Here is a 25,460-nt window from a genome sequence, read left to right as displayed (position 1 = left end):
CGCAACTTTCGGCCTGTTCCCGGCCGGAGTGGTCAACGGGTTCCAAGCCTGTCATTCTGGCGGCAGAAATGGCGTTACGCGGTAGCTCAGAATGAGCGAGAAGATTGTCGGCGCGCATGACGAGGGTCGCTTGCAGGGTGCTGCGCGCACGCCCGCAAGCATGCTGCTCTCCGCCGCGGACATCTGGTCTAGCGAGCCCTCTCCGCCTCCTGTCGCTGAGATCGCGCCCGCATCGGCGCCGTCGCCGCCTGCTCGTGTTGCGCCGACAGTTCCCCCAATCGAAGCTGTGACCCCCGTCGCGCCGAGCGCGACACCCTCCGAGCAATGGCCGCCGCGAAAATTGTCGCTGGCGCTCCAGGGCGGCGGCACCTTTGCTGCTTTCACCTGGGGCGTGCTGGAACGCCTGCTGGAAGAGCCGGGAATCGAATTCGACACCATTAGCGGCGCCAGTGCGGGGGCCATCAACGCGCTGCTGGTCGGCTGCGGCCTCGCCGAGGGCGGCCGCGAGGGCGCGCGGGCCCGCCTCGACCGGTTCTGGGTGCGGCTGATGCACGAGGCCTCGTTCCGCTCGCTGATGCTGGTCGGCGGCTTTTCGCCGGCGGGAAGCTCCGTGGCATTCGGGCCGACGCTGCGCTCCGGCCAGTTCGATCCGTTCGATCTCGATCCGCTGCGGCGCGCGCTGTCGCGCGACGTCAATTTTGGGGCGCTGCGTGGCAAGGCCTGCCCGAAACTTCTCATCGCGGCGACGCGTATCAGCGACGGGCACCAGCAGGTATTTTCGAACGATGCCATCACCACCGACGTCGCGCTGGCTTCGACCTGCCCGCCGCTGGTGCATTGCGCCATCGAGATCGATGGCGAGGCCTATTGGGACGGCGGCTATGGCGGCAATCCGCCGCTGGTGCGGCTGGTGCAGGAATCGCGCGCGTCCGACGTGCTGGTCGTCCAGGTGACGCCATCGCGCGACAGCTACGTGCCGATCACGCTCGCCGCGATCGACCGCCGCCTCGACCAGATCGCTGCCAACGCCGCGCTCTACGCCGAGGTCGCCGCGGTGGAATGGGCACGGGCCGGCTCGGCACCCGCGCTACGGCTGTTCAGGATCGCGGCGGAAGACGAGATCGAGGGGCTGGCGCAGCGGTCATCGACCGATCTTGGCCGCGGCTTCATCCGCCTGTTGCATCGGAGCGGCCGCACTGCTGCCGATCGCTGGCTGCGGCAGGAGACGTCTAGCGAGCGGTCCGTTCAGCGCACGGCCGCCGAGCCCGTGTTAGCTTGACGCCGCGAGTGCGTTCTCGAGGAAGCGCGCTGCGGCCAGCGCGCCCGCATCATTGCCAAAGCGCGCGATGACCTGCACGCCGACCGGCAGGCCCTCGACCTTGAGCGCCGGCACGTTGACGCAAGGATTGCCCATCAGCGTCCACAACCGGTTGTAGCGGGGATCGCCGGTCGACGAGAGCCCCTTTGGTGCGGTCCCTGGCGCGGAATAGGTCAGCAGCACGTCGACGCCCTCAAAAACTTCGCCGAGCTCACGACGGCCGCGACGGCCGATCCGGCGCGCCGCGTCATAGTCGCGCGGCGTGACCCCGACGGTCGCATCCAGGGTCGCGCGCAGCATCGGCGCGATCTCGTCGTGACGCTCGGAAAACTCCCAGGCGAGCGCACGATGCGCCTCGAAATTCTGGATCACGGGGTGAATGCGCCAGGCCTCCTGCACCATCTCCGGCAGGTCGATATCCTCGACGCTCGCGCCGGCGCGCGCGGCGGCCTTGATCGCCGCGTTGAGCCCCTGCTCGGCTGCGGGCTCGACCGGACCGGCGAAGGCCTGCCTGACTACGCCGATGCGCGGCGAGGTCGCAGCAGCGATGTCGGAAAACTCCGTCCGGCCGGTCATCCCGAACAATCCGCGCGCGACGTCCTCGACGCCGGCACCGAACAGGCCGACGGTGTCGAGCGCCCAGGAAAAGCACTTCACGCCCACCGTCGGCAGCAGGCGGAACGACGGCTTTATCGCGGCAACCCCGCAATAGGCCGCGGGCCGGATCACCGAGCCGCCGGTCTGCGTGCCCAGCGCCAGCGGGATCATGCCGGCAGCCACCGCCGCCGCCGAGCCCGCGGAAGATCCGCCCGGTGTGTGGCCGGGATTGTGCGGATTGAGCGTGACGGTCGGATCGCGCGAGGCAAAGGCCGTCGTTGTAGTCTTGCCGATGATGGTCGCGCCCGCGCGTTTGAGCATCATCACCACAGGCGCGTCCGCGCGCGGCCGCCACCCGCGATAGATCGCCGATCCCATCTCGGTCGGGAAATCCGCGGTGTCGATGATGTCCTTGATGCCAACCGCGACGCCCCGCAGGGGACCTTTTGCTGCCGTGTTCGCCGGCTTGGCGTGGCAGACGAAGGCCCGGACCTCCTTCTCCCGCGTCTCGATCGCCTCCAGCGACTGCGCGATCGCCGCATCCGGCGAAAGCTCGCCCCTCTCGATGCGGCGCTGGAGGTCGGCGAGTGAGATCATGGCCAAATCCTTCTTGTTGGGTGCGCTTTTAGCATCGCGCGGAGGTCGCGCAAGCGCAGCGCCCTGTTGCCCACGCGCCCAGGTTGTTCCATGCTGCATCCGCAAGGAGACGCCGTGGACGCCATCACCACCACAACACCCCTCACCGAGGCCGACAGGATCGACCGCTTGCGGCTGATCCGCTCGGACAATGTCGGCCCGCGCACGTTCCGCTCGCTGGTCGATCATTTTGGCAGCGCGCGCGCCGCGTTGGAGCGGCTGCCGGATCTCGCGCGGCGCGGCGGCGCGGCGCGATCGGGACGCATCTGTTCCGCTGACGAAGCGAGAGCCGAACTCGCGGCAAGCCGAAAGTTCGGCATCAGCTGGCTTGCGCCCGGCGAGGACGGCTATCCCCCGCGCCTTGCGACGATCGACGATGCGCCACCGCTGCTCGCGGTGCGCGGTGATGCGGCCGGCTTGATGCGGCCGATGATCGGGATCGTCGGCTCACGTAACGCCTCCGGCGCCGGGCTCAAATTTGCAGGGCAGCTCGCGCGCGAGCTTGGCGAGGCCGGCTTCGTGATCATCTCAGGGTTAGCGCGCGGCGTCGACCAGGCCGCACATCGCGCTAGCGTCGCGAGCGGAACGGTCGCCGTGCTCGCCGGCGGACATGACTGCATCTACCCGCCCGAGCATGGGGATCTGCTTGCCGCGATCCTCGAGCAGAGCGGCGCCGCCATCTCCGAGATGCCGCTCGGCCACGAGCCGCGCGCCCGCGACTTTCCCCGCCGCAACCGCCTGATCTCGGGCGCCTCGCTCGGCGTGGTCGTGGTCGAGGCCGCGCAGCGTTCGGGCTCGCTGATCACTGCGCGCATGGCCGCGGAACAGGGCCGCGAGGTCTTTGCCGTGCCGGGCTCGCCGCTCGATCCGCGCGCCGCCGGCGCCAATGATCTGATCAAGCAGGGCGCCACGCTCGTCACCGAAGCCGCTGACATCGTCAATGCGGTACAGCCGATCATGGAACGGCCAGTCATGCATCCTGCCGGCGAGCCCGACAGCGAGCCGTTTGAAACAGATCCGCAAGGACACGATCGCGAAGAGATCACCGGCCTGCTCGGCCCCGTACCGATCTCGATCGACGATCTCGTGCGGATGTCCGGCGCCTCGCCTGCTATCGTCCGCACCATACTGCTCGAACTCGAACTCGCGGGACGCCTGGAGCGTCACGGCGGAGGTCTGGTCTCGCTGCTCTAAAGCGCGATGAGATTGGGATGAATCGTCATTGCGCTTTAGGTTAGTTGTTTGAGCATGATCTTTTCGGAAAACCGCTCCACACTTTTCCGGATCATGCTCTAAGGCACGATCGAAAAGGTCGAAAACAACCCCATGCAAAGTAGAAAGCCCGCCGCGGGCGGGCGTCGCAGGACTTCGCGCCGCCCCGGAGGTGACCCCGGGCTAAATCGCTCCAACCAAACGTGATTCAGCCCAACAGCTCGCATCAGCCCTCATTGCGCTTGTCGAACCGCGCCCGCGCCGCCTCGATCTCGGTCTGGTGCGCCTTCGCCCACATCCCGAGCGCCTCGACCGGGCGCGCCAGCCCACGGCCAAGATCGGTCAGCTCGTAATCCACGCGCGGCGGAATGGTCGGGAAGATCGTGCGCGTGACGAGCCCGTCGCGCTCCAGCCCGCGCAGCGTCAGGGTCAGCATCCGTTGCGAGATCCCGTTGATCATGCGCTTGAGCTCATTGAAGCGCTTCGGCCCGTCGCCGAGCATCATGATCACGAACACGCTCCATTTGTCGCCAACCCGGGCGAGGATCGAGGCAACGCCACGGCAGTCGGAATGGTCCGGATGTGGCACCGGCAAGGCAGGCAAATGGCTGTGTGTCGGTTTCAAAAATGTGCCCTCGGCTCAAGAAAGTGCGTTCTTGCGGGGATTTCGGTAGTCACTCATGTAGTGCGGGTTACAAATCTATACCATGGGTGACCCAAATGAAACTCCTCCACATCGACTCCAGCGTACTCGGCCCCCACTCCGTCAGCCGGCAGGTTTCGGCGGCCGTCGTCGACCGGCTGCGCCAGGCCACGCCGTCCCTCGACGTCGTCTATCGCGACCTGACCCAGGTGCCGCTCGCGCACCTCTCCGGATCGCATCTCGCCGCTGCGCAAGGCGGCCCGGCGCCAGCCGAACTCGGGCCCGACCTCGCCGCCAGCAAAACCGTGCTGGATGAATTTCTCGCCGCCGAAATCGTCGTGATCGGTGCGCCGATGTACAATTTCACCATCCCGAGCCAGCTCAAGGCCTGGATCGACCGCATCATCGTGGCAGGAAAGACCTTTCAATACGGCGCCACCGGACCTGAAGGGCTCGCCGGCGGCAAGCGCGTGATCGTGGCGATCTCCCGCGGCGGCTACTACGGCGCTGGCACGCCGCTCGCTGCTTTGGAGCACCTCGAAACCTACCTGCGCAGCGTGTTCGGCTTTATCGGGATCAGCCCGGAGTTCATCATCGCTGATGGCATTCAGGTCGGGCCGGACCACCGCGAGAAGGCCATCGCAGGCGCGCTTCAGGCCGCGACCAGCCTGCGCGCGGCATAGGCTTCACGCTAACGCCATCTGTCGCCGCCACATGCAGGCGGCGGCAGTTGCATCAGCACCTCTCTTGCCATGCTAAAACCACATCCCCTGAATGCCGAGGATAACGGCGACGAGCGAGATGAACAGTCCGATGCACGAGAACAATGCGACCGCAACGAGCTGATGCGTGTCGGATTTCTTCGCGGGAATGGCGGAACGTTCGGTGTAAATACGCGGTGCTGAAATCGAAGAAAAAATACGCGCTGCTTTCGGCATAACGGGCTCCCTTAAAGGGGTCTTATGACCCTGCCCGTAGAAATGTCTGCGCAGCGCACGCCAAGGTTCAACGCATCACGCACTGTTTTGGAAATACGTCCCAGAGATGAGGGAACCGGCCGGCGCAACCGCGCGAGGCCGGTTCAATTTTCACTTCATTCGATCAACCGCGAAAGATCGGCGCGCCCGCAGGCGAGCCGGTCGCGCCGCCATCGACGAAGATCTCAGCACTCTGGACGTGCGCGGAATCATCGGAGGCGAGGAACAGCACGGTCTTCGCAATGTGATCTGCTTCGCCAATTCGGCCGAGCGGCGTCGTCTTGGCGATGCGGTTTTCCAGCACGGCAAACGCCTGCTCATTTGGCGCCCGGCCGTTCCAGATCGGTGTGCGGGTTCCGCCAGGTGCGACGACGTTGACACGGATGCCGCGCGGCGACAGTTCGGACGCCATCACGCGCGCCATCGCACGCACGCCGGCCTTGCTCGCTGCGTAGGCGGAATAGCCGGGATTGCCGAGCACCGAGATCACCGAGCCGTTGAGAATGATGGAGGCGCCGTCATTGAGATGCGGCAGCGCCGCCTGCACGGTGAAGAACACCGAGGTGATGTTGGTGCGGATCACCTGCTCGAAGGCGGACAGCGTGGTGCCGCCGAGCGGCGTGTCGCCGGGGATGCCGGCATTGGCAAAAACGACGTCGAGCTGGCCGAATTTTTCGACCGCGCGCGCGATCGCCTTCTCGGTCGCGGCGACGTCGTTGATGTCGGCTTCGACCGCAAGACCGTTGACCCCGAGCTCCTTCGCGGCAACCTCGAGCGTCTCCTTGTTGCGTCCTGTGATGGTGACCTTGGCGCCCTCGGCCACGAACAGCTTTGCCGTTGCCAGACCGATGCCGCTGTTGCCGCCGGTGATGAATGCCGTCTTGCCTTTCAGTCTCACGCTCGTCTCCTTGGTTGCATAATGAAACTGGATTGCCATTTAGGCTATTTGGTTTTATAATGCAACCACACAAGCGCGTGATCCGCGCGATAGCGGGAACGAGACGATGGTGAAACGAACGAGCTTCGAGGGGGACTCCTGCCCGATCGCGCGATCGCTGGAAGCAATCGGCGATTGGTGGTCGCTTCTCATCATTCGCGAGGCGCTCTTTGGCGTACGCCGTTTCGGTGAGTTCCAGGCCAAGCTCGGCATGGCCAAGAACATCCTCGCCGTGCGGCTGCGCGCCCTCGTCGACCACGGCATCCTGAAGATCGCGCCCGCCTCCGACGGCAGCGCCTATTCCGAATATGTGCTCACGCCGAAGGGCCGCGGTGTTTTCCCGGTCCTGGTCGCGCTCCGGCAATGGAGCGAGGAATTCGACGACCACCCGGAGGAGATCGCGACCATCCTGGTCGATCGCGACAAGGGACGGCCGGTGAAGAAGCTCGAGCTGCGCGCGGAGGATGGGCGGGTGCTGAGTGCCGTCGACACCACGCTCAAGGCGCGGCCGCGGCGGAGCCGGAGCGCAGGTTAGCGGATGTCAGCTTTTCTGGAAACACTCTGCTTGTCAGAGCATGCCCGGCTCTGACCAGAGAAGATCGGCCCACTGAGCAATCCAATAGTTGGGCGCGGACTCATTAGCACGTAGCCAAATGCGGATTGATGCGAGCTCGATGAAGGCCAGATAGTTGGCCGCGAGTTTGTCATATCGGGTCGCGACACGCCGACATTGCTTGATCTTGTTGAAGAACCGTTCGATCAAGTTGCGCGCGCGCGATAAAGAAACGGGCTGAAGCAGATCGGGTCTTTGCGATTGCGTTTCGGCGGAATGTTGGCTCACGCGCCTTGCTGGCGGGCAAGCTCCCTGATCCAATCCGGTCGTATCCACGATCCGCGAGCAGCATCGTTTGTGGAAGCAAGGCGCTGAGGAGAACCGAACACAGCCGATTGTCGTGCGCCTCACCCGGCGTGAGCGCGAGATGGACCGGCAGGCCATTGGTGTCCACCACCGCGTGAATCTTGCTGGTCAGGCCCCCTCGCGAGCGACCCATATCTTGATGATTATTGTCGGTGATGCAGGCTCCGTGCTGGTGCACGCGGACGACCGAGGTATCGATCATTTGCACCGTCGCGTCACGACCGGCGGCCAGTGCATCCATGATCCGGTCCCAGACGCCAGCCCGCCGCCACCGAACGAAGTGATTGTAACAAGTGGTGCGGGGACCGTAGTTCTCCGGCAGGTCGCGCCATGGCGCACCTGAACGCAGGACCCAAAAGATGCCATTGAGCACGCGACGGTCATTTACGCGCCGAACGCCGCGCGGCTTGTTCGGCAGCATCGGTTTGATGGCGCTCCATTCGTAATCGCTGAGTTCGTAGCGCATGATTCGAGGCTCCGGTTTCGGAGCTTGAATCACGTCTCGGGCAGAGCCATCAACCGGCAACGCCCGGTGGGAGTGCCGCTAATGTTCTGAATTTACTTCCGCTTTCGGCGGCACAGCGGACGTGACTGGACTCTCTGCTGGCTCGCCCCAGTCGCGAATGACCCGAAGCCGACCTTGCGCCGATGCTGCCGGAGGCGCGGTGCGGGCTCGAAAATAAATTCGTAGAGCATGTCGTTTTGGCGGTCCGCCGTTCGACTGCGTGTCGGCGGAGCCACTTCGGTTGTGGCTGGAGCTCACAATGTGACTGACTAGCTATCAGATCAATGATCTTGCGGAGGTTGGCAATGAGGATCTCGCATCGATTTATCGAGACAAATGGCATTCGAATGCACCTGGCCGAAGCAGGGAGCGGCCCCACCGTGCTTCTCTGCCATGGCTTTCCGGAGTGCTGGTATTCGTGGCGGCACCAATTGGAAGCGCTCGCTGCCGCCGGATATCGCGCCATCGCGCCCGACATGCGTGGTTACGGGCAGACGGACAAACCGGATGCGATCGATCAATACACTCTATTGCATTTGACCGGAGACATGGTCGGATTGCTCGACGCGATCGGCACGGATCAAGCAGTCGTTGTCGGACATGATTGGGGAGCGCCGGTCGCTTGGCGCTGCGCTCTGTTTAGACCGGATCGATTTAGGGCCGTCGTTGGCTTGAGCGTGCCGTTTCCGGTACGTGGTCCCGACCGACCAAGCACTGTCATGCCGAGGGCCGAAAAGCAGTGCTTCTATCAACTGTATTTCCAGACGCCGGGCGTTGCCGAGGCAGAACTCGAAAAAGACGTCCACAACGCAATCAAGACGACATTGTTCGCCCTATCTGGCGATGCGCCGGTTGAAGATCCTGCGTCGCTCACGATGCTTCCTTGTGAGGGGGGGTGGCTTGATGGGAAGCCTACAACCCAATCATTGCCGACGTGGCTCACAAAAAGTGACATCGAATTTTACGTTGAGGAGTTCAAGCGCACCGGCTTTGGAGGAGGTTTGAATTGGTATCGCAACGTTGATCGCAATTGGGAGTTGCTCGCACCATGGTCCGGCGCACAGGTTCAGGTCCCGGCACTCTATGTCGTTGGCGATCGAGACGGGGTTTACAGATCGCCGAGTTGGAGCCATCTCGTCCCTAGCCTGAAACAGTTCGTGCCCTTGCTTCGCGAGACAATAGTCTTGAAAGGTTGCGGTCATTGGACTCAGCAAGAGCGCGCCAAAGACGTAAGCAATGCGCTCCTGGAATTCCTTAAACCGTTATAGATCGCGAACGGGGATTTGCGTAGACGCGGCAAGCAACGCAGCGTCGCGTTTTGGCCCATCGCGTCATTTAGCTGCGCTGCAGAATTTGGTCGCTATTGGTGAATAGCGGACACTGGCAAGCCGTCCGCTCGGCAGATTTATGGGTTCACGGCCTAGAATCAAGCTACCATTTTCTCACCCGACTTGGGCGCAAAGGGTGCTTCATTGCGTGGCCGCTTGACAATCTTGTCGATCTTTTTCGACCAGTCGCCGTAGTAGGCCAAGGCGCATAGAATTCCGATCCCCGCGGCGCTAATCAGGATCTGAGTGAGCAGCGCTCCTGAACTGATCGTCAGCAGGAAATAGCCGAGGAACGAGAGAAATATGCCGACGCAAAACACCCGCAGGGATTGTTGACCGCATTTGATCAACGGATCGCAAATGGGGCTCTTCAGCCCCTTCCAATCCATTGGCATGAAGCGGATCACGAGTAATGCGATCACGATGAAATGCAGGACCCGGTAAGGCGCAAGATTTGTCTTGTCGTTCGGGTTGACGGCATCAATCAGCCAGTCTGGAACGATCTGCCTGACGCTTCCGAAGGAAGCCGCCAGCGTCAGGATGAGAGCAAAAACCAGATAGCCGATGCCCAAGCTTACGACCCACCGTGAAATGAGGAAAGGTCGGATTTCTAAGCCTCCACCGAGCGCAGTCCACGCGCCCAGACAGAACAGGAATTGCCAACAGAAGGGATTAAAGAACCAAGAGCCTTCAGGATAGGCGGCAAGATTCCAGCCGAAATGACGGGCCGCGAGATAGAGCAAGAACGACGCCAGTAGCGCGAGACTAGGGCGTCGCAGCATGATCCATAGCACCAACGGAAACAGCGCCATCAATACGATGTAGAGAGGTAGGACGTCGAGGTTGACCGGCTTGAACCGCAACAGGAGGCCTTCTATCAGCGTCGTGAAAGGCCTGTCGCCCAGTCTTGCGACGTTGAATTGATGGACAAGGGTGTCAAATTGAAAGCGATAGGCGACATATCCGACCGTCGCGATGTAGATCACAAGCACCATGACATGCGCGACGTAGAGTTGCCAAACGCGCCTCCATAGCCGCGTCGCACCGACGACAAACCCGTGGTCCCGCATCATGCGGCCAAAGACGAGCGCTGCCGTGTATCCTGATATGAACACGAATAGATCGGCCCCATCGCTGAAGCCGTAGTTGCGCGTGGTGATCCAGTTGACCACGTTATTCGGCATGTGATTGAGAAAAATCGCCCAATTTGCCACGCCTCGCAGCAAATCAAGACGCAGGTCGCGGCCCCGGGAAGGAAAGACGGTTCTAATCTTCATCTTGGCTCGTGAGCCTCAATCGAAAGCAACGCAGCGCGTTCGACTGCAAATCGTACCTCCCGTTTCTTTTGGACGTTTGATTCAAGTCAACCGTCAGAGCGTGTTACTAACAACGTTCGCATCTGACTGGAGTCCAATCCAACCGTGCCTTTGATGCCCCCATGAGGGATGGAAGCACATCAAGAACCAAAATGGTCCGTATCTCGGGGCGTGGCTTGGAATGTCAGCGTCGCGGCTCCGCTGTTGCCCGCCTATGTCGCGAGCTGACGCGAGCCAAAGTCGACTACGGTTGGCGGGCTTTGACGCTTTATTTTAAGACACCCGAAAACGGCTCATTCCTGATCCATGCCGAAGTCAAATGTCTCTGCGGGTGCTCCTTTCCGAACGGTGCCAAATTGATCGAGCGATAGCGTCAGCGCGATGGATGAAGAGTTCAGGTCCGCAAGTTCGAGCTTCAATTGCTTTCCAGAGTCTAGTTTCGCGATGAGATCAGAGTTAACCGGGGCGGCTGCAATACAGATGTTGGTCAGACACCAATTGAAGGGAATCTGAGTCGGGAGGCCTTGATCCACGCTGACTTTGACGCCCTTTTGCAGGTTCGCCCCTTGTGGAACGAAAAGTTGCATGCGAGCAGCGCCGTCCGCGCGCCGGATCAGATCGACTCTGGTTACGACCTGACCAAGATCGTCGGTGCCGGTCGATGTCGTACGGCAGATCGCAGTCCCATCACTGGAATTGAAACAGAGCTTTCTCCAAGCGGAGTACTGAATCGTTTGAGGTAGACTCACTCTGGGAGCTTTTGCTTGTAGCTCCGCACCGGAACGGGTACTGCCCATTTGTTGCTGCGCGCTGCTCGTTGCTGAATGCTTCTCAAGAAATTGGCTTACGAGCGGAGACCAGATGGGTACTGCGTCGGGGGAATCGATCATGAAATGGCCGTCGCCTCCGAATGCCGGCAGCACGTGATATTCGGCGTTTCCTCCCGCCGCTACGAAAGCGTCATGCATCCTTTTCGTCAGCTCTGGCCCGAAATAGGTGTCGTTCTCGGTGTATATCCATAGCATCGGTACTCGCGCCGACCGGCCGAACTCGCTTGTAGTTGCGACGAGTTCGTCGGGAGCGCAGTTGTTGTTCGGTTTGCCATCTACTCTGCCTCCACGTCCCGCCGCAAAGGTAATGACGGCTTGAACTGACGATGGGTTCAAACTCGCAAGAGCAATCGATCCCCATCCTCCGCCGGACTGACCAACCACGACGACCTTGCCGGGCTGAATCGCCTTCTTCTTGCTCATGTAATCGATGACCCACTCATTCATGGTGGCGATGGCAAGTCCCGGGCCTTTGAAGTTCGGGTTGTTGCAGGTGCCGATGTGCGCAAAGACCGCTCCATAGAGCCCCTGATCTTTGTCATCCAGGCTGCTGGCTCCGTATCTCACCGGTGATATGACAAAATAACCGCGACTCGCGAACCACCGCGCTGCCGCTCGGTACTCGATGGTTGGGAACATCGTCCGTTCCTGAAGGCCGAGCGCAATTCCGTGATTCATGATTACAAGAGGAAATGGGCCATCGCCGATCGGCCTTACCACGAAGGCAAGCATAGGAAGTGGGAAGGGGAGTGCCCAGATTTCCTCTTGGATTGTTGGCGCTGCTGCAACGTCTTCTGCGGCGGCCGGGGAATAAGAAGCCGGTAGAGATGCCAGCAAAGTCAGAGCAATCAGAAGGCGCTTCAGCATCTTCTTACTCCGTTCACAAGGATCAATTGCCGCAAGGAGCAGAAGGATCGTGTGCAGGAAATTTATCGGAATGTTCGTTCCATTGCTCAATTGGTCAATTCGAGGCTAAGTAGCTGCGCCGTGAGCCCTTTGACATAGATCAAGCCCGGCAGGGCGCGCGTGATCGGCGCACGATGGAGACGCCACGATGGTCAAACGAACAAGCTTCGCCGGTAAAGAAGCTCGAGCGGCGCGCGGAGAATGGACGGGTGCTGAGTGCCGTCGACACCACGCTCAAGGCGCGGCCGCGGCGGGGCCGAAGCGCAGGTTAGGGATGTCAGCTTTTCCCGGCGGAGCGGAAACGCTCCGGTTGTCGGAGGATACCCGGCTCCGGCCCGGAGCGGACATCGCCAAATCACCTTTGGTCTCCAAAGTGCCTGCTCGAGCCGGTAATATGCCTTCCTAAAACTTCGGAGCGGCCATGAGGCGGCGGGCTTTTCTCGGTGGCGTATGTGGTGCGGTGGCATGGCCGCTCGCTGCGGCGGCGCAGCAGAGCACCAACAAGAAACGTCTGGCCATCTTCGCCCCGTCCGAGCCGAGCGCGGACTGGCACGAGCATAGCGAAAACAAATATTCTCAAGCCGTTTTCGCCGAGCTTCGACGGTTGGGACAGATCGAGGGACAAACCCTCACGGTCGAAAGTTATGGTCGAGAGCAAAACACGTCCGGCCCCGAAGCCCTGGCGACGCAAATCGTTCGGAGCAACCCGGATGTTGTACTTGTCGGTGGCCCTGGCGCACTCATCTTCAAAAAATTGACATCGCGGATTCCGATCGTAACGATAACTGCCGACCCCGTTAGTCAGGGGGTTGCCGAAAGTCTGGCTCACCCTGGCGGCAATATCACGGGAGTCAGCATTGACGCCGGTCCATCGATTCATGGAAAACGGATCGCACTGTTGCGCGAGATGTTTCCGGCGATATCGAAACTCGGCCTTCTCGCTCTTCGCATTCAATACAACGGGCTCTCGACGGATTCCCCAATCCCCGCGGCAGCCGAGGCGGCGGGTCTCCCTATCGCAGTGTCCTTACTGGAGGTTGGTGCCAAAGAAAAAGACTGGCGGGCGGCGGTCGAGAGGCTCTCCCGAGACGGCGCAAATGCGGTCATGGTGGTCGATTCGCCTGAGACCTTTCAAAACAGCACTTTGATCGCCAAGTTGCTTGCTGACGCGAATCTTCCGGCGATTTTCGGAGTAGCTGAATCCGTCGAGGCCGGGGGCTTGATGGCCTATTCCTTCGACCTGATCGAATTGTATACGCGCGCGGCCAACGACATCGGCGCAATTCTTCGCGGAGCAAAGCCTGGCGACATTCCGTTCTACCAGGCGACCAAATTCGATCTGTCCATCAACCTGAAGACGGCCAAGCAACTGGGCCTTTCGGTACCTCCTGCACTCGCCGCGAGCGCCGACAAGGTCATTGAGTGAACAAGCAACGGTCTGGTTATGGGCCAATCAGAGAAGTGGCTCCGCGCCTCGTCGGGGTTCGGACACGGGGGCATAACGACTAGATTGGTCACACTGCGTTCTTCGCATTTTTTCGCCCCAAAGCCGAAGTCCTCCCAAGCACGCCGCGTGGTCAGCACCCGTAGGGCGGGCAAAGCGAAGCGTGCCCACCAATTCTGTCTACGCAAGAGGGGCGGAAGTGGTGGGCGCACTTCCGCCTTCGCTCTTCGATCGAAGGCGGAAGCTTCGCCCACCCTACAGCAGCTGATGCCGCGGCGGAGCCGCAGCGCAGGTTGGCGGATGTCAGCTTTTCCCGGCGGAGCAGAAATGCTCCGCTCGTCAGAGCATGCCCGCGCTGACCCATGAGGGACAATCGCGAAGTGGCCCCCTTTTTCCCGAGCCTCCTTGACAAGCCATCAACCTCGTAACCCACCGATGCAATTGAGTTGGAGCGTGCTCCAAGGTATTCGGACAAGCTCAGTGTGTTGGATCAACGAGTTGCGCCAATGACACAGGCCCCCAGGAATCTCCCGCTTCGCTGCCGGTGCGGCCACGTGCGCGGGACCGCAAACAGCGTTGCGCCAAAGTCCGGCTTCCGTTTCGTCTGCTACTGCCACGACTGCCAAGCATTTGCGCGCTTCCTCGAGCGGCCGGACGTGCTCGATGAAGCGGGCGGAACTGATATCTTTCACATGCCAGCGGGCCGGGTTAAGCTTACCGCAGGCACGGACAGCTTGCGCTGCCTCCACTTCTCCAGCCGCGTCTTCCGCTGGTACACTGATTGTTGCCAAACACCGGTCGCCAACACTGCTGGCCCGCGATTTCCGGTTGTCGGCCTCATTCATTCTTTCATGAACCATGATGCTGATGCTCCCGCCCGAAACGAGATGCTTGGCGCGCCACTGTGCCGAGTTTTCGAGCACTCTGCCGTCGGGCCGCTCCCGCCAAACGCGCCTCCGCCACGTTCGCTAAGCCTCATCGCCCTTCGCCTACCGACTCTTCTCGCCTGGTGGTTGCGCGGGCTCGGTCGGCCGAACCCGTTCTTTGACGAGCATACGAACGCTCCACTCTCCGTGCCGCGTATATTTGCGCCAAGTGAACGGGCCATTTTCGCCAACGACCCAATGCACCGTCCCCCGGGACATTGATTGCTACATTCGCGCGACGATCTTGATGCCGCTGGGCGGGACACGATGTCTGCCTGTGGCCCTTAGAGAAGTGGCTCCGCGCCTCGTCGAGGTCCGAATAGGGGGCAGAGCGGACTAGATTTGGTTCGCACTGCGTTCTTCGCATTTTGCCCCAAAGCCGAAGTCCTTCGCAGGGTGGGCAAAGCGAAGTGTGCCCACCCTGCAGCAGCTGCAACCGCGGCCACGGCGGAACCGGAGCGCAGGCTAGCGGATGTCAGCTTTTTTTCGGCAGAGCGGAAACGCTTCGCTCGTTAGGGCATGCCCGGCTCTGACCCAAAAGAGACCTCGCTTCGCTCCAGATAAGGTGCGAAGTTCAAGTCAAACATCGCTAACAACCTCTCCGGCTTGGAGAATGATGAATCACGACTTTTCCAGAATTGAGGAGAGGGCCGCAATGATTGACCACACCGGCATTGGAGTGGCGGACGTCGCGCGTTCGGCCACCTTCTACGATGCGGCATTGGGAGCGCTAGGTATGCGCCGAGTGATGCAGATACCCGATGATAGGGGGACTGATGGCGTCGGCTACGGTTTCGAGTATCCTGTCTACTGGATTGACCGATTTCACCAACACTCGGTCAAACAGCACACCGCCTTTGCGGCCAAAAGCAGAGCCGAAGTCGATGCGTTCCACACCGCCGCCCTCAAGGCAGGTGGCGTCGAAAATGGAGCGCCCGGTCTGCGGAGTCCGAATTACTATGCTGCCTTTGTGCTCGATCCAGATGGCAACAACATTGAGGCGGTCTTCCGCGGCGCTCTTGCCAAATAAAATTCATCAACGTCCGTTTCTGTGCGATGTCACCGGCGATACGGACCTCGATGACTTCATCGAAGTGACTTTCACGGTATCCCCGCAGCTTCGAAGGCTTCCCTTTCACGATCCGACGTCGCTTTCGGCAGCAGCAACTGGGATCGGTCGCGGCGAATAGTGCCGACATCGAGTCGGGAACGGGTCAATGTCCCCTGTTGGCGCATCGCGATAGCTAGCGCAGTGCGGCGAGATGTCTGGAGTTGAGGTGCACCGGAAGCGACTGGTCCAAGCGGTCTCACGAGGATGCCGGCGAGCCCACGCCGAACCTACTCTCGTCTGGGTCATCGGTTTGCCGGCGTCTCCCCAGATCAGTGTTTTGTCGGACGCCGCCGTCCTTCCACTAGCGTGATAAGACCAGCAGCCACCACGGCAATAACGACGACAGTGGCGAGCGCCTCGATCGAGGCCAAGGTCTCGTAACATTTGTTCCAAAGCTCAACCATGCGCTGGCCTCCATCGAGAGCGCATACGATCGATAAAATTCCCTCTCAAAACGACGTGTCTTTGCGACAAAAACAATGTCACCTATCGTCACGCGGGTTTTGACCGCGCGGCCACATGACCTATACTCCATGGACATGCAGGCCGCTGTCTCGGGCGCCACGGTGACAGTGCCGTAGTTCGCAGTCTGACCGGGAGGACACAATGGGATGGTTTGACCGGCTGTTTGGAAGAACCTCGGGGCCTACTAGCCAGCTCTTTGGCAGATTCAGACGAAAATCACGGGCACCGACTGATCCCGATCTTCTGAAGATTGCCAAAGACCGAAAAGGGCATATTTCACGGAGAGCTGTGAGAGATGAGTATAATCGGCTGGTCTTGGAGAAGTACGCGCACGATAAGGCATAATCTCTAATGCCACCTGGTGGTGCCACTACGTGGCACCCAAAATTTTTATATGTCCGCCTCAGTGGGGCAGCCTTTTTCTTGCGTCGCTTGTTGGCCCATGAGCGACGTGGCGGCACATCTCGTTGAGGTCCTCTCAGCGAAGCGGACCAGATTTGCTCATGTTACCCCTGGCCCGGCCCCCAAAGCATGCACCTGTCCCTGGAGTTTTATGCTACTCTCGGGCGGTCGGAGGATGGCGCCATCTTCGCCGACACGTGAAGTCCCGTTCAACTTCCTCGACGACTTGGGTGGGAAAATGCATCACGTTCACGAGCGGCTCCTCGAAAGCAGGATGACCGAGGTCGAGCAGGCCCGGCCTTGGAGCCCGCGGGTCATCTCCAAATTCGAAAGCTTGATCCGAGGTGGCGACGACCTCTCGCTTTATCGCGTCAATCCGCTTTCCTTTGCGCGTGACCGCGCCGTTAGCGAAGCAGAGAGCATCGACCTGTTTCTCCATGCAACGCGGAGCGGTCTGTTCGACATGAGCTGGGATGTCGTCTGCCCGCAGTCCGGCATGGTGCTCGACAGTTTCGGCGCCTTGCGAACCCTGAAAACTCACTACGTCTGCGGTCTGTGCGATGTCACCGGCGATACGGACCTCGACGACTTCATCGAAGTGACTTTTACGGTATCCCCGCAGCTTCGAAGGCTTCCGTTCCACGATCTGGCGTCGCTTTCGGTCGAAGATTTCCACTGGAAGGCCCGCTTTCTTGCCGACGGGCGCTTGCCGGGTCAGCCGATCCGCTTTCTCGACGTTCTGCGCGGTCTCGTTCGCGGCATGTCGTTCCTGCCTCCGGGCTCCGCCACGTCGCTCATGGTCGAGCTCGGCCCCGGCGCACTCGCCGGGGTCAATGTGCAGACGCAGGCCAGCTTCGCAGTGAGTGTGGCCGGCGAGCCCGCATCGGCTCCGGCGCGCTTGCCAATCAAGTATGATGGACACCGTTTTTCTCCGCTCACATCCGCCGTGCCGCCCGGACCGGTGGTGGTTGAGGTGGAGAATAGCTCCGACACACGCGGCTCCTTGCTCCTGATCAACTGGCCGCCGGAGATCCTGGCGCAGACAGTCAAGCCCGCGCTCGACTTCGATCCCTATTTGTCGGGCGGCATGCTGCTCGCCCGACAAACTTTCCGACGGTTGTTCCGATCGGAGCGCGTCGATGAAAAGGAAGGCCTTGGCATCCGGCAGGTGACCTTGCTGTTCACGGACCTCAAGGGATCGACCGCCATGTACGAGCGGCTTGGCGACCTCAATGCCTATGCGCTGGTACGCGAGCACTTCGCCCTGCTGGGCTCAACCGTGCAGGAGCATTCTGGCGCCATCGTCAAAACGATCGGCGACGCCGTGATGGCCGTGTTCTCCCGCCCGGCCGATGCCGTCTCGGCTGCGCTGCATATTCTGGCAGACATCGAGCGCTACAATGCCGAGCACGGCGATCCCAGCATCATCCTGAAGATAGGAGCCCATTGCGGCCCCTCGATCGCGGTCACGTTGAACGAGAACCTCGACTATTTCGGGCAGACCGTAAATGTTGCGGCGCGTGTCCAAGCACTGGCCGATGCCGGAGAAATTTGCCTTTCGGAAGCGCTCTATTCGGCACCAGGGGTAAGTCAGCTCCTCGCCGGCCGCAACGTCGTCGCATTCGACGCACCGCTTCGGGGAGTCGAGGGAGCCGCCTGCGTCTATCGCGTGACGGACATGTAGACCGCAGCCGCCCTGCTCAGTCGTTGCGAGCGCAGCGATTGCAATCCAGACTGTCACCGCGGAAAGATTCGTTCGCCGGCCAGGGAACGGCAGACCTTATTGTCGTTTGGTCAGTACCCGAGCCTTCCGCGCAATTCGCCAAGCGCGAACTTTGGCTACTGCGATGCACGCGCTGAATAGCCACCGCGCTGCGCGTTGCTGCTTGATCTAAGTCAAGATCGGGCGGCGGCTAAGCGAAAATGCTCGGTGTGATAATATGAAAAGAGGAACGATGTCCGGCGAGAGCAACCAGTCACTCCGTATCGCCGTTCTCGGAGCCGGTGCAATGGGATCGTTGTTCGGGGGCAGTCTCTTCGAGGGCGGAGCAAATGTTACCCTAATCGACCTCGACGTCGCTCATGTCGAATCGATCCGCAAGAACGGCCTCAACCTCAAGACGGACGCAGGCGAACGCCGCATTCACGTCCCGGTTCTATTTCCCTCGGAGGTGAGTGGGGTCTACGACCTCGTGATCGTCTTCACGAAGGCGATGCACACGAGACAGGCACTAACCGCCATACGTAGCGCGATCGGCCCAAACACGGCGTTATTGAGCCTGCAAAACGGACTCGATAACAAGCTTGTTCTCACGGAGTTCGCCGATCCCAAAAATGTGCTGATCGGCATTACAACTTACCCCGCCGATCTCAAGGGGCCGGGCCGCGTCGAATCTCATGGTCACGGCGTTGCCCGGCTTGCGGCGGCAGGCGAACCAGCCTCGCCGACACTGGACCTCCTACCCGACCTGTTCGCGCGCAGCGGGCTCGATGCAGTAGTCGATCCACATGCCGAAGCGGCGATTTGGGAAAAAGTGGCGTTCAACGCCGCATTGAACGGCCTTTGCGCAATCACCGGCTCAGCGGTGGGGCAAATCGGCGCTCACCCGGAAACGCGGGCGTTGGCTTTTCAGATTGTCTCGGAGGTCTGTACCACGGCGATCGCCTGCGGCTTTGCGGTTGAGCGGCAGCATGTGGAGGTGATGTTGGCCGATGCACTGGCACACCACATCCATCATAAGCCTTCCATGCTTCAAGATGTGATTGCAGGTAGACCCACCGAGATCGAGGCGATATGTGGCGCGGTGGTCCGCCGCGCAGACGAGCGGGGCGTAGCAGCCCCAATTACTCGTACGATCCTGGCGCTCGTACGGCATATCGACTGGCGTGCAGCCACTGCGCGAAGATCGGCCGACCAACTCAGGCGTGATCCTACAGAAGTCTAGATTATTAGCGCAGCGCTGAATTCCTCGATTCGGCTCCTCACGACAGCTTGCGCTTGCTGCGCAGGCGGAGGTGCTCGTCGGCCTCTAACTGGGTCATGCCGAGGAGATAATGCAACACGTCGAGCTTGTGGCGCTCGGCGACCTGCCGCAGATGAACCACCTGTTCGGCGATGAACGCGACAGCCTCATCCGCCCCGCCCTCACCCGGTTCCTCACTCCGCGAATGCTTTCCTCCGGCCGAGGCGGCCTGCGTCCGCTTCCTTGCTGGTTTTGTCACCAGACCCCATCCGAATCCTTGCTCGCCTCCAACTCTACGCCGCCCCGCCTCACAACTCAAAGGCGGTATTTTACAACTTATCCGATATGAAACTTTGCTCATTTTCGGCCTCTTCTACACCGCTCGATTTGACAGGGACGGCCTCACCACCCATGTTCGGGTCGAAACGGCCGACCCGAGTCCCTTCGAATTTGGCCTAAATTTCTCCCGTAAGTTACTGGAACTACATGAATATCGTCATTGTGGAGTCGCCGGCGAAAGCCAAGACGATCAACAAGTATCTGGGCTCGTCCTACGAGGTTCTGGCCTCATTCGGCCATGTCCGGGACTTGCCGGCGAAGAACGGATCGGTCGATCCGGACGAAAATTTCAAGATGATCTGGGAGGTCGACCCCAAGGCGGCCGGCCGGCTCAATGACATTGCCAAGTCCCTGAAAGGCGCCGACCGCCTGATCCTGGCCACCGACCCCGATCGCGAGGGCGAGGCGATCTCCTGGCACGTGCTGGAGGTGCTGAAGGAAAAGCGCGCGCTGAAGGACCAGAAGATCGAGCGCGTGGTGTTCAACGCCATCACCAAGCAGGCGGTCTCGGAAGCGATGAAGAATCCCCGCCAGATCGACGGCGCGCTGGTCGACGCCTATATGGCGCGCCGCGCGCTGGACTATCTGGTCGGCTTCACCCTCTCCCCCGTGCTGTGGCGAAAGCTGCCGGGCGCCCGCTCGGCCGGCCGCGTGCAGTCGGTGGCGCTGCGCCTCGTCTGCGACCGCGAGCTCGAAATCGAGAAATTCGTCGCGCGTGAATACTGGTCGCTGATCGCGACCCTGCTGACGCCGCGCGGCGACGCCTTCGAGGCCCGTCTCGTCGGCGCCGACGGCAAGAAGATCCAGCGGCTCGACATTGGCACCGGCGCGGAAGCGGAAGAGTTCAAGAAGGCGCTGGAACTGGCCACCTACGCGGTGACTGCGGTCGACGCCAAGCCGGCCCGGCGCAATCCGCAGGCGCCCTTCACGACCTCCACCCTCCAGCAGGAAGCCAGCCGCAAATACGGCTTTGCGCCGGCGCATACGATGCGGATCGCGCAGCGGCTCTACGAGGGCATCGACATCGGCGGCGAGACCACCGGACTCATTACTTATATGCGTACCGACGGCGTGCAGATCGCCGGCGAAGCGATCACCCAGGCGCGCAAGGTGATCGGCGAGGACTACGGCAACGCCTACGTGCCGGACAGCCCCCGCCAGTACCAGACCAAGGCCAAGAACGCGCAGGAAGCGCACGAAGCCATCCGCCCGACCGACCTCTCCCGCCGGCCCGCCAGCATGGCCCGCAGGCTCGATGCCGATCAGGCAAAACTCTACGAGCTGATCTGGAAGCGCACCATCGCGAGCCAGATGGAGGCGGCCGAGCTCGAGCGCACCACCGTCGACATCACGGCAAAGGCAGGCTCCCGCACGCTGGAGCTGCGCGCCACCGGCCAGGTCATCAAGTTCGACGGCTTTCTGGCGCTCTACCAGGAGGGCCGCGACGACGAGGAGGACGAGGACTCCCGCCGCCTGCCCGCGATGAGCGAAGGCGAAGCCGTGAAACGGCAGTCGCTGTCCGTCACCCAGCATTTCACCGAGCCGCCGCCGCGCTTCTCCGAAGCCTCGCTCGTCAAGCGCATGGAAGAGCTCGGCATCGGCCGGCCCTCGACCTATGCCTCGATCCTCCAGGTCCTGAAGGACCGCGGCTACGTGAAGCTCGAGAAGAAGCGCCTGCATGGCGAGGACAAGGGCCGCGTCGTGGTCGCGTTCCTGGAGAGCTTCTTCAGCCGCTACGTCGAATACGATTTCACCGCTGATCTGGAAGAACAGCTCGACCGTATCTCCAACAACGAGATCTCCTGGCAACAGGTGCTGAAGGATTTCTGGCGCGACTTCATCGGCGCCGTCGACGAGATCAAGGATCTGCGCGTCGCGCAGGTGCTCGACGTGCTCGACGAGATGCTCGGGCCGCACATCTATCCGCCCCGCGCCGATGGCGGCGACGTCAGGCAGTGCCCGAGCTGCGGCAGCGGCCGGCTCAACCTGAAGGCCGGCAAGTTCGGCGCCTTCGTCGGCTGCTCGAACTATCCGGAATGCCGTTACACCCGCCAGCTCGCCGCGGACGGTGAAGCCAGCGCCGACCGCTCGCTCGGCCAGGATCCCGACACCGGTTTCGAGGTCTGGGTCAAGGCCGGCCGTTTTGGGCCCTACATCCAGCTCGGTGAGCAGAAGGACTATGAGGAAGGCGAGAAGCCGAAGCGCGCCGGCATCCCGAAGGGCACCTCGCCCGGCGATGTCGATCTCGAGCTTGCGCTAAAACTGCTGTCGCTGCCGCGCGAGATCGGCAAGCATCCGGAGACCGGTCAGCCGATCACCGCAGGTCTCGGCCGCTTCGGACCGTTCGTGAAGCACGAGAAGACCTACGCCAGCCTGGAGGCCGGCGACGAGGTATTCGACATTGGCCTCAACCGCGCGGTGACGCTGATCGCGGAGAAGGTCGCGAAGGGCCCGAGCCGCCGCTTCGGCGCCGATCCCGGCAAGGCAATTGGCGATCATCCGACACTCGGCACCGTCACCGTAAAGAGCGGTCGCTACGGCGCGTATGTCACGGCAGGTGGCGTCAACGCGACGATCCCTGCCGAATTCGAGAAGGACGCGATCACCCTGCCCCAGGCGATCGCGCTAATCGACGAGCGCGCGGCCAAGGGCGGTGGAAAGGCTGGCGGCAAGGCCAAAGCAAAGAAGGCGAAGGCGACCAAGACCACGGCAAAGACCGCCGAGGGCGAGGACGCGCCCAAGCCGGCAAAGAAACCGGCCGCGAAAAAAGCCGCGGCCAAAACCAAATCTGAATCAACCAGCAAGGCACGCGCAGCCGTGTCGTCGACCGCCAAGACGTCGCCGACAAAGGGACCTGCCGCAGCCAAGGCACCGGCCAAGAAGAGTGCCGGCAAGAATTAGAGGTTAAGTGAAACGTAAGAATGACCATGGCTTTCCCGATCGGAACGCCATCGTCGCCTTCATCAAGGCAAATCCAGGAAAGGTCGGCACTCGCGAAATAGCACGCGAGTTCGGCCTGAAAAACGCCGATCGCGTCGAGCTCAAGCGCATGCTGCGCGAGCTCGCCGACGACGGAATCATCAAAAAAAAGCGCCACAAGGTTTCGGAGCCGGACAGCCTGCCACCGACGCTGCTCGCCGACATCACGGGCCGCGACAGCGATGGCGAGTTGATCGCCTCCCCCGCCGAATGGGACGAGGTCGAGAGCGGCGAACCGCCAAAGATCCTCATCGAGATGCCGCGCCGGCCGAAGCCGGGCACGGCGGCCGGCGTCGGCGACCGCGCTTTGCTTCGCATCGAGCGCTCCGACGAGACCGAAGGCCCCGCTTGGCGCGGCCGCATCATCAAGGTCATCGACAAGGCCAAGAGCCGCATCCTCGGCGTCTTCCGCAGCCTGCCTGAAGGCGGCGGGCGGCTCGTGCCGGTCGACAAGAAGTTCGCTGACCGCGAGCTCAACATTGCCAAGACCGAGACGCAGGGAGCAGAGGACGGCGACCTCGTCAGCGTCGACATCGTGCGCTCGCGTGGCTTTGGCCTTGCATCAGGCCGGGTCAAGGAGAAGCTCGGCTCGGTCAAGTCCGAGAAGGCGATCAGCCTGATCGCGATCTACGCCCACGACATCCCCCTGCAATTCTCCCCCACCGCGGAGCGCGAGGCAGAAGCGGCGGAGCCGGCGAACCTGAAGGGACGCGAGGACTGGCGCGACGTCCCGCTCATCACCATCGATCCGCCCGACGCCAAGGATCATGACGACGCGGTGCATGCGCAAGCGGACGATGATCCCAACAACAGAGGCGGCTTCATCGTCAACGTCGCGATTGCGGATGTGAGCTTCTACGTCCGCCCGGGCACTGCGCTCGACCGCGACGCGATCGACCGCGGCAACTCCGTCTATTTCCCCGATCGCGTCGTGCCGATGCTGCCGGAGCGGATCTCCAACAATCTGTGCTCGCTGGTACCGGGCGAGCCGCGCGGCGCGCTTGCGGTGCGGATGGTGATCGGTCCCGACGGCCGCAAGCGCTCGCACTCGTTCCATCGCATCCTGATGCGCTCCGCGGCGAAGCTGCACTATGCGCAGGCGCAGGCCGCGATCGACGGCCGGCCGGACGACACCACCGGTCCCCTGCTCGATCCGATCCTCAAGCCGCTCTATGCCGCCTATGCCTGCGTCAAGCGCGCCCGCGACGAGCGCGATCCGCTCAATCTCGATCTGCCCGAGCGCAAGATCCTGCTCAAGAGCGACGGCACGGTCGATCGCGTCGTCGTGCCTGAAAGGTTGGACGCGCACCGGCTGATCGAGGAGTTCATGATCCTCGCCAATGTCGCGGCGGCGGAGATGCTGGAGAAGAAGTCGCTGCCGCTGATCTATCGTGTGCACGACGAGCCGACGCTGGAAAAGGTCCACGCGCTCCAGGAGTTTCTGGAGACGCTCGACGTTCCCTTTGCCAAGAGCGGCCCGCTGCGCCCGACCCTGTTCAACCGCGTGCTGGCCCAGCTCGAGGGTCACGACTACTACCCGCTGGTGAGCGAGGTGGTGTTGCGCGCACAGGCGCAGGCGGAATATTCGGCGGAGAATTACGGCCACTTCGGCCTCAACCTCCGCCGCTACGCGCATTTCACCTCGCCGATCCGCCGTTACGCCGACCTCGTGGTGCATCGCGCGCTGGTTCGCGCGCTGGGCCTTGGCGAAGGCGCGCTGCCCGACAGCGAGACGCCGGAAACCTTAAGCGAAGTCGCCGCGCATATTTCGGTCACCGAACGGCGCGCGATGAAGGCCGAGCGCGAGACCGTCGATCGCCTGATTGCGCATCATCTTGCCGATCGCATCGGCGCGACGTTCCAGGGGCGCGTGTCCGGCGTCACGCGCGCCGGCCTGTTCGTCAAGCTCGACGACACCGGCGCCGACGGCCTGATCCCGATCCGATCCCTTGGCACGGAATATTTCAACTATGACGAGAGCCGCCACGCCCTCGTCGGCTCGCGCAGCGGTGCCATGCACCAGCTGGGTGATGTCGTCGACGTCCGTCTGATAGAAGCTGCTCCCATTGCCGGTGCGCTGCGCTTCGAACTGCTATCGGCCGGCGAGAGCGCGCCGCGCAGCCGCAGGGATTTTCGCACATCGCGCAAATCGGCGAAGGCGCGCCCAGGACGCAGTCCCGAGAAGAAGCACAAGCCGGAGAAGCAGAGGAAGTCCGGCAAGGGGAAGAAGGGCAAGGGCGCGAAAGGCAAGGGAAAGAACAAGGCATGGAAGCGATGAGCACCGCGCCGAAGATCTGGACGCGTGAGACCGGCCTCGTCGAGAAGCGCGACGTCTGGGATGCGATGAAGCGCGGCTTCCGCGGCCGCTGCCCGCGTTGCGGCCAGGGCAAGCTGTTCCGCGCGTTCCTGAAAACCGCCGACAACTGCTCGGCCTGCGGGCTCGACTTCACGCCGCATCGCGCCGACGACCTGCCCGCCTATCTCGTGATCGTCATCGTCGGCCACATCGTGGTGCCGACCATCCTCTGGATCGAGACCAACTACACCACGCCGGCCTGGATCAGCTTTGCCGCCTATCTGCCCTTCACCTTCGTCGCCTCGCTCGCGCTGCTGCAACCTGTGAAGGGCGCCGTGGTCGGCCTGCAATGGGCCCTGCGCATGCACGGCTTTGACGAGAACCCGCCGGATGGTATTCCGCCGGTCTAAT

At 61.9% G+C, this 25,460-nt stretch carries 20 protein-coding genes and 2 pseudogenes; 14 read left to right on the top strand and 8 right to left on the bottom strand.

The window, feature by feature from the left end; genetic code table 11:
• Nucleotides 1–91: 91 nt before the first annotated feature.
• Nucleotides 92–1,279 (top strand): patatin-like phospholipase family protein, encoded by a 1,188-nt coding sequence (locus tag Q3C01_RS00915; protein ID WP_458143107.1) that lies wholly within the window; start codon nt 92–94, stop codon nt 1,277–1,279.
• Here the strand turns inward: Q3C01_RS00915 and Q3C01_RS00910 are convergent.
• Nucleotides 1,271–2,512 carry an amidase gene (locus Q3C01_RS00910; protein ID WP_458143106.1) on the bottom strand — a complete coding sequence of 414 codons (1,242 nt, stop codon included), beginning with the start codon at nt 2,510–2,512 and terminating at the stop codon, nt 1,271–1,273. The genes Q3C01_RS00915 and Q3C01_RS00910 overlap by 9 nt on opposite strands.
• Before the next feature lie 90 nt (nt 2,513–2,602).
• Between Q3C01_RS00910 and dprA the strand changes: the two genes are divergently transcribed.
• Nucleotides 2,603–3,745 carry a DNA-processing protein DprA gene (gene dprA / locus Q3C01_RS00905; RefSeq protein WP_458143105.1) on the top strand — a complete coding sequence of 381 codons (1,143 nt, stop codon included), beginning with the start codon at nt 2,603–2,605 and terminating at the stop codon, nt 3,743–3,745.
• 244 nt (nt 3,746–3,989) lie between these two features.
• Here the strand turns inward: dprA and Q3C01_RS00900 are convergent, their stop codons facing one another.
• Entirely contained in the window at nt 3,990–4,388 is a 399-nt protein-coding gene (locus Q3C01_RS00900; protein ID WP_458143104.1) for a winged helix-turn-helix transcriptional regulator, read from the bottom strand.
• 95 nt (nt 4,389–4,483) lie between these two features.
• Between Q3C01_RS00900 and Q3C01_RS00895 the strand changes: the two genes are divergently transcribed.
• On the top strand, nt 4,484–5,089 hold the full coding sequence (locus Q3C01_RS00895) for an FMN-dependent NADH-azoreductase (RefSeq protein ID WP_458143102.1): 606 nt from the start codon (nt 4,484–4,486) through the stop codon (nt 5,087–5,089).
• A 72-nt stretch (nt 5,090–5,161) separates the two neighbouring features.
• Here the strand turns inward: Q3C01_RS00895 and Q3C01_RS00890 are convergent, their stop codons facing one another.
• A complete protein-coding gene (locus Q3C01_RS00890; RefSeq protein WP_458143101.1) occupies nt 5,162–5,344 on the bottom strand; it encodes a hypothetical protein in 183 nt (60 codons plus the stop codon).
• A 163-nt stretch (nt 5,345–5,507) separates the two neighbouring features.
• Nucleotides 5,508–6,281 (bottom strand): SDR family NAD(P)-dependent oxidoreductase, encoded by a 774-nt coding sequence (locus tag Q3C01_RS00885; RefSeq protein ID WP_458143099.1) that lies wholly within the window; start codon nt 6,279–6,281, stop codon nt 5,508–5,510.
• Between the two features lie 106 nt (nt 6,282–6,387).
• On the opposite strand from Q3C01_RS00885, the gene Q3C01_RS00880 reads away from it, so the two are divergent.
• Nucleotides 6,388–6,855 carry a winged helix-turn-helix transcriptional regulator gene (locus Q3C01_RS00880; RefSeq protein ID WP_458143097.1) on the top strand — a complete coding sequence of 156 codons (468 nt, stop codon included), beginning with the start codon at nt 6,388–6,390 and terminating at the stop codon, nt 6,853–6,855.
• Nucleotides 6,856–6,888: 33 nt separating this feature from the next.
• On the opposite strand, the pseudogene Q3C01_RS00875 reads toward Q3C01_RS00880, so the two are convergent.
• Nucleotides 6,889–7,705, bottom strand: a pseudogene (locus Q3C01_RS00875) (IS5 family transposase).
• A 344-nt stretch (nt 7,706–8,049) separates the two neighbouring features.
• Between Q3C01_RS00875 and Q3C01_RS00870 the strand changes: the two are divergent.
• On the top strand, nt 8,050–9,012 hold the full coding sequence (locus Q3C01_RS00870) for an alpha/beta fold hydrolase (protein WP_458143096.1): 963 nt from the start codon (nt 8,050–8,052) through the stop codon (nt 9,010–9,012).
• Nucleotides 9,013–9,170: 158 nt separating this feature from the next.
• On the opposite strand, the gene Q3C01_RS00865 is transcribed toward Q3C01_RS00870, so the two are convergent.
• Together Q3C01_RS00865 and Q3C01_RS00860 are read right to left on the bottom strand one after the other, a co-directional pair.
• A complete protein-coding gene (locus tag Q3C01_RS00865; protein ID WP_458143095.1) occupies nt 9,171–10,349 on the bottom strand; it encodes an OpgC domain-containing protein in 1,179 nt (392 codons plus the stop codon).
• Nucleotides 10,350–10,681: 332 nt separating this feature from the next.
• On the bottom strand, nt 10,682–12,085 hold the full coding sequence (locus Q3C01_RS00860) for an invasion associated locus B family protein (RefSeq protein ID WP_458143093.1): 1,404 nt from the start codon (nt 12,083–12,085) through the stop codon (nt 10,682–10,684).
• Nucleotides 12,086–12,545: 460 nt separating this feature from the next.
• Here Q3C01_RS00860 and Q3C01_RS00855 point away from each other — a divergent pair, with 460 nt between their 5' ends.
• The 6 genes and pseudogenes from Q3C01_RS00855 (at nt 12,546) to Q3C01_RS00830 (ending at nt 19,417) form a co-directional block, all read left to right on the top strand.
• Nucleotides 12,546–13,550 (top strand): ABC transporter substrate-binding protein, encoded by a 1,005-nt coding sequence (locus Q3C01_RS00855; protein WP_458143092.1) that lies wholly within the window; start codon nt 12,546–12,548, stop codon nt 13,548–13,550.
• 524 nt (nt 13,551–14,074) lie between these two features.
• Nucleotides 14,075–14,716: a DUF6151 family protein gene (locus tag Q3C01_RS00850; protein ID WP_458143091.1), complete on the top strand. Its 642-nt coding sequence runs from the start codon at nt 14,075–14,077 to the stop codon at nt 14,714–14,716.
• Between the two features lie 433 nt (nt 14,717–15,149).
• Complete coding sequence (locus Q3C01_RS00845) at nt 15,150–15,524, top strand: VOC family protein (protein ID WP_458143089.1); 375 nt, start codon at nt 15,150–15,152, stop codon at nt 15,522–15,524.
• Nucleotides 15,525–15,537: 13 nt separating this feature from the next.
• A pseudogene (locus tag Q3C01_RS00840) lies at nt 15,538–15,651 on the top strand (DUF5939 domain-containing protein); the annotation flags it as partial.
• 1,059 nt (nt 15,652–16,710) lie between these two features.
• Nucleotides 16,711–18,156: an adenylate/guanylate cyclase domain-containing protein gene (locus tag Q3C01_RS00835; protein ID WP_458143088.1), complete on the top strand. Its 1,446-nt coding sequence runs from the start codon at nt 16,711–16,713 to the stop codon at nt 18,154–18,156.
• Between the two features lie 271 nt (nt 18,157–18,427).
• A complete protein-coding gene (locus tag Q3C01_RS00830) occupies nt 18,428–19,417 on the top strand; it encodes a ketopantoate reductase family protein (RefSeq protein ID WP_458143087.1) in 990 nt (329 codons plus the stop codon).
• 37 nt (nt 19,418–19,454) lie between these two features.
• Here Q3C01_RS00830 and Q3C01_RS00825 read toward each other — a convergent pair whose 3' ends face one another.
• Nucleotides 19,455–19,694: a hypothetical protein gene (locus Q3C01_RS00825; protein WP_458143085.1), complete on the bottom strand. Its 240-nt coding sequence runs from the start codon at nt 19,692–19,694 to the stop codon at nt 19,455–19,457.
• Between the two features lie 227 nt (nt 19,695–19,921).
• Between Q3C01_RS00825 and topA the strand changes: the two genes are divergently transcribed.
• Genes topA through Q3C01_RS00810 form a run of 3 tightly spaced genes read left to right on the top strand, consistent with a single transcriptional unit; the run spans nt 19,922 to nt 25,459 of the window.
• On the top strand, nt 19,922–22,675 hold the full coding sequence (gene topA / locus Q3C01_RS00820; protein ID WP_458143084.1) for a type I DNA topoisomerase: 2,754 nt from the start codon (nt 19,922–19,924) through the stop codon (nt 22,673–22,675).
• 7 nt (nt 22,676–22,682) lie between these two features.
• A complete protein-coding gene (gene rnr, locus Q3C01_RS00815; protein WP_458143083.1) occupies nt 22,683–25,031 on the top strand; it encodes a ribonuclease R in 2,349 nt (782 codons plus the stop codon).
• Nucleotides 25,019–25,459 (top strand): DUF983 domain-containing protein, encoded by a 441-nt coding sequence (locus tag Q3C01_RS00810; protein ID WP_458143081.1) that lies wholly within the window; start codon nt 25,019–25,021, stop codon nt 25,457–25,459. Before rnr ends, Q3C01_RS00810 begins: the two co-directional genes overlap by 13 nt.
• Nucleotide 25,460: the final 1 nt, after the last annotated feature.

It is taken from the genome of Bradyrhizobium sp. UFLA05-109 (assembly GCF_054185165.1).
This window is presented reverse-complemented; position numbering and strand designations above follow the sequence as displayed.

Bases quoted from the DNA above. Each gene is read 5' to 3' on its own strand.
- Q3C01_RS00915 (WP_458143107.1), top strand. From the start codon at position 92: ATGAGCGAGAAGATTGTCGGCGCGCATGACGAGGGTCGCTTGCAGGGT.
- Q3C01_RS00910 (WP_458143106.1), bottom strand. From the start codon at position 2,512: ATGATCTCACTCGCCGACCTCCAGCGCCGCATCGAGAGGGGCGAGCTT.
- dprA (WP_458143105.1), top strand. From the start codon at position 2,603: ATGCTGCATCCGCAAGGAGACGCCGTGGACGCCATCACCACCACAACA.
- Q3C01_RS00895 (WP_458143102.1), top strand. From the start codon at position 4,484: ATGAAACTCCTCCACATCGACTCCAGCGTACTCGGCCCCCACTCCGTC.
- Q3C01_RS00890 (WP_458143101.1), bottom strand. From the start codon at position 5,344: ATGCCGAAAGCAGCGCGTATTTTTTCTTCGATTTCAGCACCGCGTATT.
- Q3C01_RS00880 (WP_458143097.1), top strand. From the start codon at position 6,388: ATGGTGAAACGAACGAGCTTCGAGGGGGACTCCTGCCCGATCGCGCGA.
- Q3C01_RS00870 (WP_458143096.1), top strand. From the start codon at position 8,050: ATGAGGATCTCGCATCGATTTATCGAGACAAATGGCATTCGAATGCAC.
- Q3C01_RS00865 (WP_458143095.1), bottom strand. From the start codon at position 10,349: ATGAAGATTAGAACCGTCTTTCCTTCCCGGGGCCGCGACCTGCGTCTT.
- Q3C01_RS00860 (WP_458143093.1), bottom strand. From the start codon at position 12,085: ATGCTGAAGCGCCTTCTGATTGCTCTGACTTTGCTGGCATCTCTACCG.
- Q3C01_RS00855 (WP_458143092.1), top strand. From the start codon at position 12,546: ATGAGGCGGCGGGCTTTTCTCGGTGGCGTATGTGGTGCGGTGGCATGG.
- Q3C01_RS00850 (WP_458143091.1), top strand. From the start codon at position 14,075: ATGACACAGGCCCCCAGGAATCTCCCGCTTCGCTGCCGGTGCGGCCAC.
- Q3C01_RS00845 (WP_458143089.1), top strand. From the start codon at position 15,150: ATGATTGACCACACCGGCATTGGAGTGGCGGACGTCGCGCGTTCGGCC.
- Q3C01_RS00835 (WP_458143088.1), top strand. From the start codon at position 16,711: ATGCATCACGTTCACGAGCGGCTCCTCGAAAGCAGGATGACCGAGGTC.
- Q3C01_RS00830 (WP_458143087.1), top strand. From the start codon at position 18,428: ATGTCCGGCGAGAGCAACCAGTCACTCCGTATCGCCGTTCTCGGAGCC.
- topA (WP_458143084.1), top strand. From the start codon at position 19,922: ATGAATATCGTCATTGTGGAGTCGCCGGCGAAAGCCAAGACGATCAAC.
- Q3C01_RS00810 (WP_458143081.1), top strand. From the start codon at position 25,019: ATGGAAGCGATGAGCACCGCGCCGAAGATCTGGACGCGTGAGACCGGC.